Annotated in this window: 10 protein-coding genes; 2 read left to right on the forward strand and 8 right to left on the reverse strand. The window is 38.8% G+C overall.

Annotated features, from left to right (window positions below; translation table 11 throughout):
- Positions 1–138: 138 nt before the first annotated feature.
- The 3 genes from FVB32_RS14190 to FVB32_RS14200 all read right to left on the reverse strand — a co-directional run bounded on the left by FVB32_RS14190 (position 139) and on the right by FVB32_RS14200 (position 3,536).
- Positions 139–933 (reverse strand): hypothetical protein, encoded by a 795-nt coding sequence (locus tag FVB32_RS14190; RefSeq protein WP_147744482.1) that lies wholly within the window; start codon positions 931–933, stop codon positions 139–141.
- 90 nt (positions 934–1,023) lie between these two features.
- Positions 1,024–2,217, reverse strand: coding sequence for a Gfo/Idh/MocA family protein (locus tag FVB32_RS14195; protein ID WP_147744484.1), 1,194 nt, complete (start codon positions 2,215–2,217; stop codon positions 1,024–1,026).
- An 11-nt stretch (positions 2,218–2,228) separates the two neighbouring features.
- On the reverse strand, positions 2,229–3,536 hold the full coding sequence (locus tag FVB32_RS14200) for an alpha/beta hydrolase family protein (RefSeq protein ID WP_147744486.1): 1,308 nt from the start codon (positions 3,534–3,536) through the stop codon (positions 2,229–2,231).
- 158 nt (positions 3,537–3,694) lie between these two features.
- Here FVB32_RS14200 and FVB32_RS14205 point away from each other — a divergent pair, with 158 nt between their 5' ends.
- Together FVB32_RS14205 and FVB32_RS14210 are read left to right on the forward strand one after the other, a co-directional pair.
- Positions 3,695–4,177 carry a hypothetical protein gene (locus FVB32_RS14205; protein ID WP_147744488.1) on the forward strand — a complete coding sequence of 161 codons (483 nt, stop codon included), beginning with the start codon at positions 3,695–3,697 and terminating at the stop codon, positions 4,175–4,177.
- A 52-nt stretch (positions 4,178–4,229) separates the two neighbouring features.
- Positions 4,230–4,850 (forward strand): hypothetical protein, encoded by a 621-nt coding sequence (locus tag FVB32_RS14210; RefSeq protein ID WP_147744490.1) that lies wholly within the window; start codon positions 4,230–4,232, stop codon positions 4,848–4,850.
- A gap of 7 nt (positions 4,851–4,857) precedes the next feature.
- On the opposite strand, the gene FVB32_RS14215 is transcribed toward FVB32_RS14210, so the two are convergent.
- The 5 genes from FVB32_RS14215 to treF all read right to left on the reverse strand — a co-directional run bounded on the left by FVB32_RS14215 (position 4,858) and on the right by treF (position 12,140).
- Positions 4,858–5,508, reverse strand: a complete 651-nt coding sequence (locus FVB32_RS14215; RefSeq protein ID WP_147744492.1) for a class I SAM-dependent methyltransferase — start codon at positions 5,506–5,508, stop codon at positions 4,858–4,860.
- A gap of 9 nt (positions 5,509–5,517) precedes the next feature.
- Complete coding sequence (locus tag FVB32_RS14220) at positions 5,518–8,772, reverse strand: WD40/YVTN/BNR-like repeat-containing protein (protein WP_147744494.1); 3,255 nt, start codon at positions 8,770–8,772, stop codon at positions 5,518–5,520.
- Between the two features lie 103 nt (positions 8,773–8,875).
- The gene (locus FVB32_RS14225) at positions 8,876–9,289 is read right to left on the reverse strand and encodes a DUF3052 domain-containing protein (protein ID WP_147744496.1); all 414 of its coding nucleotides are present in this window, start codon (positions 9,287–9,289) and stop codon (positions 8,876–8,878) included.
- A 104-nt stretch (positions 9,290–9,393) separates the two neighbouring features.
- Positions 9,394–10,479, reverse strand: a complete 1,086-nt coding sequence (locus FVB32_RS14230; RefSeq protein WP_147744498.1) for a DUF2652 domain-containing protein — start codon at positions 10,477–10,479, stop codon at positions 9,394–9,396.
- Between the two features lie 77 nt (positions 10,480–10,556).
- Positions 10,557–12,140, reverse strand: a complete 1,584-nt coding sequence (treF, locus tag FVB32_RS14235; protein WP_147744500.1) for an alpha,alpha-trehalase TreF — start codon at positions 12,138–12,140, stop codon at positions 10,557–10,559.
- Positions 12,141–12,155 lie beyond the last annotated feature (15 nt).

Raw genomic sequence — 12,155 nt, forward strand, 5'->3', positions numbered from 1 at the left:
AAAAGGACCTTATAAATATAAAATTATACCCGGACGTTTTACAAAATGTATCGCATTTAGTTATCTATGCAATTATGCCCGCAAACAAAAAAGGCATCGTTTTACACGATGCCTTTTTTGTTTTATGTTTGGATTTAATCATAAGGTTACTTCTTCCGTATTGCCATTTGGTAAGGTAATGGTAGCTAAATTGTCACAGGTGCCATCACCAAAGTCTACTATAATTGAGAACCCATTTTTTTCTACATTCATAATTCCAGTGGTAAGATGCTCACAGCTAAGATTCCCTACTAGGTCGGCAGTGGTCTCTACAGCATAAGTATTTCCATTGGCTTGTATCTGCCAAGCGCCAGAAAGACTAAAAGTGCTGCCTTCAAGGTTTTCGCCAAACGTAAAACCAAAAGTTTTTGTGCCACTTTCAGATATGACACTTTCATCTTCCAAGACCACTGTCATGTTACTGGTAACCGTGAAAGATATTGTGTTTTGATCAAGACTACTGGTCAATTCGTAATTTCTAGTTCCATTCACTTTAATGGAACCTACATAGAAATCCACATAAGTAGCCGTAAAGGCAGCAGACTCGTTACCAACTTCATAGGTAACGGTAAGATTACCATTTATGTTTTCAGTTCCATTTAACACACAATTATTGAACGTAACCACAAATCCAGTTTGTGTGGATTCTGTAGAATAGCAGTCATTTGATGTGTTTGTTGATTTTCCAGCGGTGGTATTGTTTGCAAAAAGCTCAGCCAAAACAGTGTCTGCTGCTCCCGCGATTTCGTCCGTTTCTAAAATAGTTTGTAACTCAACTTGTGTTAGCTCTTGTTCATTTCCATACGTATTAGCATCCTCACTACAAGATTGAAAGGCTAAAAACGCCAAAAAGAGAAATGATATGTTGCGCGTTGCAATGATTAGTTTGTTCATTAGTACTTAAGTTATGGGGTTATTCAGCACTAACGAAAAACAGGACTTTTTAGTATTTATTGGTCGTGGATATCGATAAAAGGTTTCTATTTACAAAGACGCTATTATTTGTGTCTGATCTGCACTAAACTGCATACGTTTTCCAGACCAGTAGGATGCAGCAGCCAAAAAAGAAGGCTTTACAGCGTTTAGCCCAACATCTATTGGTGCAGAAAGCTTTGCTCCCGTTTTAATGGCATCAAAAAAGTTCTTCACATGTGCTTGGGTCAGGTTTTCATCATTTTGAAAAATGACAGGTTCACCTTTATGCGGTGTGTAAATATATCCTGCTCTATAAAGTTCTAATTTGCCTTCTGTGCCATGGAAAAGAACGGAATCTTGCTGGTTTTTAACCGGCATTACACTACATTCAAAGGTGAAGTTCCACCCTCCCTTATATTTAATAATAGTATTTACGGTATCCGGGTTGGTTCGATCATCTTTAAGATGGTAAATACCTCCGGTGGTAACAGCATTAATAGGATCCGTATCATCCATCATCCATTGCGCTACATCGCCCCAATGTGTCAACAAATCTGATAAGATTCCAGTACCATATTCTTTATAATGACGCCAGCCATCATACCTTGGCCAGTAATAATCCATTTTTGGAGAAGGTCCAAGAAAGGTTTCCCATTTAAAATTTGCCGGCATGGGCTGTTGTTCCAATTGGCGTCTTTGCCATCCAAAATTGCTCCATACTGCTCTTACAAAAACAATATCTCCCAATTTTTTTGACCCTCCAAAAAACTCCTCTTTTACCCTTTGATACATAAGCCCACTGCGTTGCTGTGTCCCGGTCTGGCAGATTACTCCACTACTGGCGACAGCATTTTTTAGCAAAGGCCCTTCTTCATAATGCAAGGTCACTGGTTTTTCCAACAATAGATGTTTTCCTGCCTCCAGAATCCGAATAGCATAATTTTTATGCAAATGGTCGGGTGTTGCCAAAAGTACCGCATCCACTTGTTTGTTGCTTAATACCTCTTCCAAATCATACGTCATTGGAATTTTATCCAACTTTAAGTATTCTGTTGTTCTTTTTACCTGTTCGTCCCAAACATCGCAGAACATTATGGGTTGAATCTGGTTGGTCTTAAGCATTTCACCAAGGACCCATCTTCCTCTTCTCCCCGCTCCTACTACCGCAATGCCCAATCGATCATTGGACCCAAGAATATTTCCATAAGAAGCAGCTGTTAAAGCAGCTGCTCCAGTTCCAATGATAAAGTCTCTCCTTTTCATTTTATACGTATTTATTCGCTTTTTGGAGCAGCATGCAACAACTCCATACCAATAGAGGTTCTTGGTTTAAAACCTTTCCAATTTCCTGTATTCGCATCAGGTTCAACATTCAAATACTCCTGATAATCCATTCCCTTTAAATGAATTCCCAAGAATGCGGTAATAAAATGCTGATTAATGTTGTTGATACGGCGCATATCCCAAACAGAATCAGCATACCTTAGATACTCATCTATGTGTAAACCTTCCATCATTGTGGCCTCCACTGGTGGATTTGGTGCGACATTATGTCTGGCGTTTACATAGGTAAGCAAATAACGGTCACTATTCAACGATCCCTCATAAATAGCTTTTATGCCTTTTTCATAGCCTGAAATATCATCTTCACTTCCAGCTACAAAAAGCGTTGGGGTTTTTAAGCCTGCTAAGCCTTCAGCATCCCATACCCCATTGGCCATACCCCATGGTGCCAGAGCTACAAAAGCGGTAATTTTATCTGGATCAGCAGATGATTTGTAGGATTCATTGCTCATTCCTCTTGAATCCAATGCATCGCTACCTCCTGTCATTGATTTGAAAAAGTCTAAAGCACCATCACTGTACCCCGCACCACAGGTGTTAAGCCCTCCATATCCACCCATGGAATATCCCACAAGACCGGTTCTACTTGTATCTACCAAATTTGCAAGAAAGCTATCATTTGAAGCGGCTGAAAGGCGTTCAATTTCACTTAAAACGAATAACTGGTCCAAAGATCTATTTGCAAGCGTACTGGTAAAGTGTGCCGCATCCTTATATGTAGAGTCAGTATGGTCAATAGAAACTACTACATAGCCTTTTGATGCTAGGTTTTCAGCCAGATATGTAAACAGAAATCGTGACCCCACATAGCCATGCGATAAAATCACTAATGGAAATTTGCCTTGGTTGCTAATAATTTTTGCATCTCTCAACGCCCTTCCTTTAAAGGTAAATGGGGTTACAGGACGCCCTTCTGCTCCATTTCTACCCAAGACCTGCGTATATATTTCTATTTCCTTGACCCCATCTGGAATAGTGGCTGGATACCATATTTCAACTGTTATTGGGCGGTCATAGTTAGTACCTTTACCTTCTGTAATACTCAAAACATCCAGTTGGTCTTTATTTACAAGGTTTAGGGTTTGCACTCCTACTCCATAACTTCCTCTGGCGGTAAGTTCAGGAGCATCAGGTAGTGCGTCTCCAACAAGAAAATCATTCTGGGAGTGTGCATTTTGAAAGGTTACTAGGCAAAACGTAAATAACAGGAAATAAGAAAAAGAAGTGAACTTAGTCATAGCATGTAAAATTATCAACTTACTAAATGTAATGAAATTATGCACAAAAGATGAACAAGAATAAGCCTCTTGTTGTTTCAATTTGGGATCAGCACAAAAAATATCGGATAAATTGTCTTATTTTACATAAAAATAATGTTGGAAAAAGAAATTGTATTATGAAAATTTTAAAAAAATCTGCACTTTTTGCTTTGCTCTTATTTGCTGTAACTTCTTGTGGTCTTGATGATGGTGTTGAAGGCATTGAACCTCCAAATTTTGATGTTATTGGCTTATGGGACCTAGTAGAAGTAAATGTTAGTCAAGCCCAAGACTTAAATATGGATGAAACATCTTCTACCAATTTATTAAATGAGCTGGACTGTATTTCAGGAACATTATTAATAGATGGGGATTTGGTGTGGACATATGAACAATCGGATATTGCAATAACAGCGATAACCGGAGACCAATTTAATGCGGATTGTTCAGGAACTACTTCTGCTACTGGGACTTGGTTTGCAGATGAGACAGAGGTAACTTTTACCGGAGATCCTGTTTTGGGTGAACTTAGTATTGTAGGTAATAGACTGGTAAATGAAATTGGTGAAAACCTACCTGGTGTTCTCAGTTTTGTATATGAAAGAAGGATTGTGAACTAGTCACTTTCTGGTAGAATCGATTTATAATACTCATGGGAATCAAGTAAATTCAATGCATAGACTTTTACTAATTTTTTCTTTTTTAGTATTCAAGCTTAATGCGCAACAAGCCCCTATTAAGATTGTTGAAAAACCACAAAACAATAGGCTGGCCTTCTTTGCAGTTAATGAAACTTGGACAGATTATGATGTACTCTTTGAGGTTAAAGGGAAAAACTTTAGGCAGAGTGCGGCAAAACCTAGATTAATTAGGGTGCCGGCAACGTCCAAAGTGCATTTGAAGACCATTATACTCTTCAGGGATAAGAAACCGATTTATACTACGAAGATCACGGTAAATGACAGTTTGTCCAAAAGGGCCTTAAAAAAGGAATTTGAAATATTGGATATTCCACCACCCAAAATCAAACCAAAAAAACAGATAACTATTTACACTACAAATAATTGTACAACTTGCGATAGTATTGTTTCAAAGTTGACTTTTGAAAATTACGTTTTCAGAAATGTTGAACTAAGCAAAAATCCAGATATCAAACAACAGCTTAGCGGTTTTTTGGCGAAATCAGTTGAAGAAATGGATTCCATTACAAATCCAATAATTAGCTTAGGAGGTCGACTTTATAGCTGGATTACCTCTTACAAGCAATTACAAGAGGAATTAAACAAGGAGTAAGGAAGGTTTATTCCGACTTTTGAGCTAGTAGTACCCACATTTGCTTGTCTTCTTCCCTTTCCCATTTTCCATGATTTTCTATTTTGGATATAATGGTAAATCCTGCTTGTTCCAATTCTTTTTGAACATAGCTAGGCCCAAGTGAATGGGCGCTAACTTGTTCAGCTCTTGATTTATTTTTAACTCTTTTTTTCAGCTTCTCCAAAAGCATCACTTTACCACCGGGTTTTAGTGAACGCTTCACATGTAGCAGCATTTTTTCATGGGACGTTATCTCATGATAGGTATCAACAATAAAAATGATGTCCAGCTCACGCTCTGGTAATTTAGGGTCATCATAATCTCCTAGAATGGTAATGATATTTTTGAGATTTCTATCGTTCGCATTTTCCCGTAGGGTCTCCAAACGGTCTTCACGCACATCTACGGAATATACCCTTCCATTATCCAAGACTTTTCGGGATAAATGAATGCTTAAATAACCCTCATGACATCCAATATCCGCAACCCTATCTCCTTCAGTAACTCCTGCCCACTTTAGCAAAGCTTCCGTTTTCATCCATTCATCTCGCTCCTTCCAATCTTTCTCAATATATTGGGAAAATACGTCACAAGTTGAAAGCAAACCAATAAAAATAACCGCAAAGAAGTGTTTCATATATACTTCTTAGTCTTCTATTAGTCCTTGACCTTCAATCCACGGTGCTCCAGCAGATTTTAACGCTGCTTCAAGTGCAGGCAAGGTATTCTTTGATAGAACGCTTAGCTCCTTTTTTATATCTCTTAGTTGATTTGTTGCACGCAATAAAGCAGCTTTTTGATTTCCTGTAGGCCCATAGGTATTTCCGAGCGATACCAAACCAATAAAACTACCATCGGCAGGTGAAGGTGGGGTCTTCTCCCCTACCTCATTCTTGGTAGGGCTACCATCCATTTGTTTTTTGAGCGATAACAAAGATGATTTAGCACTATAGATACTCGAAACCAATTCTGCACTAGGTCTCTCGGCTTCATCCATAGCGCGTTTCATCGCATCTATTTTCGAAATGCTTTTGTTCAAAATTGAATTCACAGCAGTTAAATCCTGTCTGAAATTTTGATAATCCGCTCTAAAGGCATCTATTTCACTGGTGGGTTTAGCAGGTAGCGCTCCCTTGGCCAGTGGTTTTACCTCAAATGTCTGGTTACTTGAAAGTTGTTGTAACGACCCATCAACCCTTTGGTACAGTCCCACAGAATATGTTCCTGGTGTTGCTCTAAATGGAGATCCAAAAAAGTCATCATCATTATCACTTTTAGGATTCTTTAGTTTGATACCTGTTCGGTCCGCGTAAGAAAGATTCCAAGACACTCTATTAAATCCTTTCTTATTTGTTCCCGCCACGGTATTTACAACTTTCCCTGAACTGTCTTTGACCAAAAGCACAATTTCAGGCTTTTCCTGATTCTTTTCGGTATCCAAAGCATCCCAACCAGGAAAAGTAATATTGCTCTTTTGTTTATTAAGTTCTTTCTCTCTTTTTGTTCTAGTGTCTTTAAGGGCCTTTAATTTCTCGGGCAAGAAATAAGTGAACGTAGCACCATAAGCCGGATTCTTGGCAGCGTACTGTGAGTTACCTTGGCCATACACAGCGTCTTTTTCAATATACCAATAAGCTGGTTTTACCTTAAAAAGTGTAGACTGTGACATTTTAGATACATCAAAATCACGCAGGGGACCAATATCGTCCAACACATATATTCCTCGCCCGAAAGAAGCTCCAACTAAGTCATCTTCCCTTCTTTGAATGGTGATATCCCTAAAGGAAATAGTAGGTAAACCTCCTTCAAGTTGCATCCAATGAGCACCGCCATTGCTTGAGAAATAAATTCCATATTCAGTCGCGGCAAACAGTAAACCTCTTTTCTTATGATCTTGTACAATTCTCCAAGTAATTAAATTCTTAGGCAAATTCCCATTGATAAACGTCCAACTGTTTCCTTTATCTGAACTTTTTAGCAGGTAAGGCTTGTAATCCCCTTCTTTATGATTATCCAACACCAAATAAACTGTACTTGCGTCATATAAATCTGCACGTACATCATTTACGAATGCCCTATTTGGAACACCTTTTATATTTCCAAGCATTATTCTTCTCCAGCTGCTGCCGCCATCTTCGGTAACTTGCAAAATTCCATCATCTGTTCCAGCATAAATAAGCCCTTCCTGTATTGGTGATTCTGCCAAAGAAGTAATGGTATTATAGTTAGACATTGCACCAACGTCCCATGGATTGTCCCAGCTTTGCTGCCTTCCTAAAATGGGCAATGTCAATCTTTCTTCGTTTCTGGTTAAATCTTGCGATATGGCAGTCCAGTCATCCCCTCTATTCTCTGATTTCCAAACACGATACGACGCAAAATACAAACGCTTGGGGTTATGTGGGCTTACCAAAATTGGAGCGTCCCAGTTAAAACGTTCATGCGGTTCTCCTGCGGCGGGTTGTGGTTGAATAAAAACAGTTTCACCTGTAGTTTGATCAATTCGCCATAACCATCCTTGTTGAAACTCACCATAGGTGATATCTGGATTTCCAGGTTCAACAGCAGATTGATGACCATCTGCACCTAAAGTAATCCACCAATCGGAATTTAAGATTCCCGCACTGCTTCGCGTTCTGGATGGCCCACCGTGTGAACCATTGTCCTGGGTTCCACCATAAATATTGTAAAAAGGTGCTGAGTCATCTACTGCTATTTTATAATATTGGGTAAGTGGAAGGTTTGCAAAATAATTCCAAGTTTTGGTTAGGTCATAAGACTCATATAATCCTCCATCAGTGCCAAAAAGCACATAATTTGGGTCAGACTTTTTAAACGCCATAGCATGACTGTCAACATGCTTTTTGTCTTCGTTCATGAATTCAAAATGCTTTCCATGGTCATCGGATATCTGAACAGTGTTACTCATTAGATATAGCTTTCCTTCTTGATGGGGAGACGCATAAAGCTCCTGATAGTAATGTGGTCCAGTACCTCCTGAGACGGCATCAGATTGCTTTGTCCATGATGCCCCTTGGTTATTGGATACAAACACACCGCCCTTTTTTCGATCTAACTCAATCGCAGCGTAAAGCGTTTCGTTATTAAATGGAGAAATTGCCAATCCAATTTTCCCAAGATTAGATTTAGGAATGCCGTTGGTCAATTTTGACCAGGTTTCACCCCCATCGGTACTCTTATGAATTCCTGAACCAGGTCCACCACCCATGTATGCCGCAACGGTCCTATGTCTATCCCAAGTAGCAGCATACAAAATATCAGGGTTTTTATAATCCATTACAATGTCAGTGACGCCAGTCCATTCACTGTTACCTAGCGTTCTTTTCCATGTATTACCTCCATCCACAGATTTGTAAAAGCCACGTTCGCCTCCTTTACTCCACAGTGGCCCTTGGGAAGCTACCCAGATAATATTGGAATTTTCTGGATGTACAATTATTTTGGAAAGATGTTCTGAAGCCGTGAGCCCCATATTTTTCCAGGTTTTCCCTTCGTTATGACTCACATATATTCCATCTCCAAAGCCTACATGTCTACCTCCAACATTTTCTCCACTGCCTACCCAAATGGTACTTGGGTTACTTGGGTCAATTGTAACACAACCAATAGAATAACTGGATTGTTTGTCGAAGATAGGTTTCCAAGTAGTACCGGCATTTACTGTTTTCCAAACACCACCAGATCCGACGGCAACATACCATGTACTTTCACTTTTTGGATGTATAGCAATGTCCGCTATACGTCCTGAGGTCAATGCAGGACCTAAACTTCTGAATTCAAGACCTTTAAAGGTTGTTGAATCCGGGTTTTGGGCAATTAAATTAGTTGTGAAAAAGAAAAGAACAAGTAAAGAGAAGCAAAAGTTGAAGCCGTGTTTCATGTGTAGAATTTTAGGTTGAATTAGCGTTGTAAGATAACCAAAAGCATAAGCCTTAATTCTAAAAAAAATGTGAAAATTATGACAGGATACTAAAAAATAGAAACTACTTTCTATCCTTGAGGCGATACACAAATTTTAATCCACTCCAATCCTTGTCAATGGCAGCTACTTTTACATCTACAATACCTATGGATAGCAAATGTTCGCGAATTGGCTCCCGTTTTAGATCAGTTTTAATCGAGGACGCTCCTTTAGGCCAGCTTACCCAAAGCAAACCGTCTTTCTTCAGGACGTTTTTGTACCTAATGGCTATTTCAGTTAATGTCATATATGAAGTGCAGAACATGTGGATAAAATCCATTTTCTCCTCACCCATTTCTTTATGAAAAGAAAGATTGTTAGGTAAATCTGTGAATAAACCAAGATAATGTTCAGGTTGATTATATAATAAGATAGAAAAACCTTCTTTGATTCCAAGCTTTTTTCCAAGTGGTGTTCCTGAATATCCTACTGGCATAATTTTACGTCTAGTATCTTCAAATATAAAAAAATGATTAGCAGGAAATTCTGGGATACCAATACGATAATGAACTTGGAAATCTTGTAGAATTCCAATAGGGTTTAGGCATCATTTTTCTTTTCTATAAAGCTAAACAAGCCTGAAAGGGCATTTTCAATATTTTTCTTAAATACCTTTTTGCCAAATAGAGCCATAAATAATTTCTTAATCGGAGATTTGACTTTCCAATACAGTTCCAGCTCTAGTTCACAACTATTTTCAGATATAGGTGTAAATATATAAAACTGGTACATCTCATCTAAAGGTGGTGGGCTCGTGGTGAACTCTCCATATATCAAACTTCCAGGTTTTACATCCTTTGTGGCCGTGGTAAAGTTTAAATGTTTTCCGTTGACTACGCAAATATGTTCTGAACCTGCTCGGGTTATTTCATTTTCGTTGTATTCCAGTCTGTCTATCCCTTCTGTCCAAAAATGCCGATACGAATAATTGGTAACATATTCCATGAGTACCTCGGCTGCAACTGGAAATTCCTTTCTCATAGTAATTTGAGGAGGGTTTTCAAAATAAACCTTATTGGGTTTTGCAAATGTTCTTAGTTTAAGCTCACTTGGATCAATTATAGAGTAGATGTATTCAATCTCCCTATCATCGTAAGCATCCGAACCATGTCTAAACCTGAAGATTTTACTTGAATAATAAGGCGATAGCATGATATCCAAAGACAATGTCCTACTAATTAAGGCATAGTTATCACTATCAATAGAATTCTTGAGCAACCTATGGGCCTCTATCACTTGTTCACCAAAAGGCTTTCTATTTCCTTGTACTTCTATATGCTGAAGGTTTCCACTGTGGGCAACTATCTTTAATTGAAGGTTGGGAGCTGTTGCACATGCATTACATGGACAGATTCTGTTCTTTTCCAGCATTTTCAGATGACTGTAAAAAGCGGTGAACATAGATTCAATTTGCGCCAAAAGGTTCTCTTGCGATGGAATATCATTCTCTTTGTAGAAAAATAGAGCATCCCCTTCAATCTCGGCCAATTTTAAATCTTGGGTGTTTGCATTCAGAAGCACTTCCAATAACTCTGAAATCACATGCTGGCTGTGCTCAACCTCGGTGGTTTGAATAAACTTTGTATACCCAGAGATATCTGGAATAAACAATAAGGATTTTGGCATTTTTTTGATTGATGGGTTTGTATTGACTTGGTCTTAATTCCAATAGCGAACTTACTGTCAGTTAAAGATTAGTTGTTTTAATCTTTCTTTTCCATTTCTTCCAATATCTTTTTAAAGCCCAGGGCCACTCCATTGGTCCACCCAAATCCATCTTGTGTTTCGTATTCTCCTCCCCCAGAGAGTAGGGTAAGATCTTCAACATTGTATTTTTCCATCATTTTGCCAGTGTTTTTATAGACTTTCTCATTTAGTGCCAACCATCTATTCATAATATCCACGGCTTCTTCTTCATATCCATAGTTCAGAAGTCCCTTTACGGCAACCCATTGCAAAGGTGCCCAACCGTTGGGTGCATCCCATTGTTGTCCTGAATGTTCCAATGTGGTGACCAAACCACCATCTTTTAAAAAGGAATCCATAAGCCTGTTCTTAACCTGCTCCGCTTGTTCTTTGGTGGCTATATTAAAATAAAGCGGAAAAACACCTGCCAGGGTGAGCTCTGCGGTTACAGACTTCGTATTAAAGTTATAATCTTGAAAGAACCCGTTTTTGTCGTTCCAAAAATATTGGCTTATGGTTTCTTTTCTTTTGGCAGCTTTTCCCTGAAATTCAAGATGAGCTTCTTCTTCGCCTTTTATCTTATTTGCCTTTGCTATGGTTGTTTCTAAAAAAAATATTAGGCAATTTAAATCAATGGGGAGAATGGAGGTCGTTTCGGTTGAATTGAACTCCCCTTTTTTACCGTACCATCTTGAGCTAAAATCCCACCCTGAAGCGGCGGCAGCCCTTAGGTTTTTGTACAATCCAGATTTAAGCGCCTCTGTGTCCAATTCATGTGCGAGATGCAAATCTTCTTTGTAAGCTTCAGGTCTTGGAGTGGTTCCCTTGTCCCAATAGCGATTAAGGAGCGATGGGCCTTGGACATCAACGACATGCTGTACGGGTTGTGTTGGCGTTGCGTTTTCGCTTCCTTGCATCCAAAATTCATATTCCTTGTTTAGCTCTGGCAAATAATCCAATAGCAGATTTTCATCCTTTCGAGACACGGCATCTACCATAAGCACAAAGAAAGGAGGCTGAGATCGTGTCCTATAGTAATCTCTGGTGCCGTTAGGTATAAATCCAAGGGAATCTATTAAAAAACTGAAGTTATCCACCATGTCTTTAGCGAGTCCGTCCCGCTTATCCACCAAAAGACCTTCCAATGTAAAATAGCTATCCCAATAATAAATTTCCTGAAAACGTCCACCAGGGACCACATATTTTTTTGGCAATGCAATTCTTGATGAGTTTGGAATAACACTATCTGGACCTCTTGTTAGCTTATCCCACATCTGCGTAATATGCTCATACATCGTATTGGTTGTATCCGTTTCAAACTCCAAAGCTTTCATGGATCTATTTTCAAAGCTATCCTCCACAAAAGTTTTAAGATCAAAATCCTCTTTTTCTCTTTCGAGAAGATATTGTGCTTCAAGAATTGAAGCTCCCTTTTTTGGCACGAGATCAACAAAGGTTTTGGAATCTTTAAAAATAGCCGCCAGTTGCACATCCTTAAACAATTGGGTCTCATATAAGCTTTCTATTTGAACGACTTCATTTTTCTTACAAGAGAAAATGAACAAAAAGACAATTAGAAGGTGGGTATAACGGAGCTTCATAAAAAGGTGAATGAA

This window comes from Flagellimonas hymeniacidonis, from assembly GCF_008040165.1.
Lineage (GTDB): Bacteria > Bacteroidota > Bacteroidia > Flavobacteriales > Flavobacteriaceae > Flagellimonas > Flagellimonas hymeniacidonis.

Bases quoted from the DNA above. Each gene is read 5' to 3' on its own strand.
- FVB32_RS14190 (WP_147744482.1), bottom strand. From the start codon at position 933: ATGAACAAACTAATCATTGCAACGCGCAACATATCATTTCTCTTTTTG.
- FVB32_RS14195 (WP_147744484.1), bottom strand. From the start codon at position 2,217: ATGAAAAGGAGAGACTTTATCATTGGAACTGGAGCAGCTGCTTTAACA.
- FVB32_RS14200 (WP_147744486.1), bottom strand. From the start codon at position 3,536: ATGACTAAGTTCACTTCTTTTTCTTATTTCCTGTTATTTACGTTTTGC.
- FVB32_RS14205 (WP_147744488.1), top strand. From the start codon at position 3,695: ATGAAAATTTTAAAAAAATCTGCACTTTTTGCTTTGCTCTTATTTGCT.
- FVB32_RS14210 (WP_147744490.1), top strand. From the start codon at position 4,230: ATGCATAGACTTTTACTAATTTTTTCTTTTTTAGTATTCAAGCTTAAT.
- FVB32_RS14215 (WP_147744492.1), bottom strand. From the start codon at position 5,508: ATGAAACACTTCTTTGCGGTTATTTTTATTGGTTTGCTTTCAACTTGT.
- FVB32_RS14220 (WP_147744494.1), bottom strand. From the start codon at position 8,772: ATGAAACACGGCTTCAACTTTTGCTTCTCTTTACTTGTTCTTTTCTTT.
- FVB32_RS14225 (WP_147744496.1), bottom strand. From the start codon at position 9,289: ATGCCAGTAGGATATTCAGGAACACCACTTGGAAAAAAGCTTGGAATC.
- FVB32_RS14230 (WP_147744498.1), bottom strand. From the start codon at position 10,479: ATGCCAAAATCCTTATTGTTTATTCCAGATATCTCTGGGTATACAAAG.
- treF (WP_147744500.1), bottom strand. From the start codon at position 12,140: ATGAAGCTCCGTTATACCCACCTTCTAATTGTCTTTTTGTTCATTTTC.